This is a genomic window from Adlercreutzia equolifaciens (genome assembly GCF_029076695.1).
GTDB classification, from domain to species: Bacteria; Actinomycetota; Coriobacteriia; order Coriobacteriales; family Eggerthellaceae; genus Adlercreutzia; species Adlercreutzia equolifaciens_A.
This window is the reverse complement of the sequence record NZ_JARFIK010000114.1, coordinates 1-376: the sequence shown is the minus strand read 5'-3', so window position 1 is coordinate 376 and position 376 is coordinate 1. Positions and strand designations below refer to the sequence as shown.

Sequence of the window (376 nt, the reverse complement as noted above, 5' to 3'; positions counted from 1 at the left end):
CACTTGGACGAAGCGACCTTCTGCGTCGTGCGATGTCAAAGAAAAAGGCGGCAGTCATGGAGAAAGAACGTAAGATCTTTATTTATGGTGATGAGGAGACAGGCGTACCAGGATGTATAAAGAATGGAATTGATGAACAGACTGCAAATAAGATTTATGATGAAATGATCGATTTTGCAAAATATGCGTTCAATAAGTCTCATGCGGCTGCATATGCAGTGGTTTCTTATCAGACTGCATGGCTGAAATATTATTTCCCGGTAGAATATATGGCAGCGCTTATGACATCAGTCATTGATAATCCGTCTAAGGTATCTGAGTATATTTATGCATGTCGTCAGATGAATATTAAGATCCTGCCGCCGGATATTAATAA

The 376-nt window shown here is 39.9% G+C and carries 1 protein-coding gene; it reads left to right on the top strand.

Annotated features, from left to right (window positions below):
- Window positions 1-56 precede the first annotated feature (56 nt).
- Window positions 57-376, top strand: a 320-nt coding sequence (locus tag PZH32_RS11690) for a hypothetical protein (protein WP_275208426.1), incomplete at its 3' end; no start/stop codon positions are given.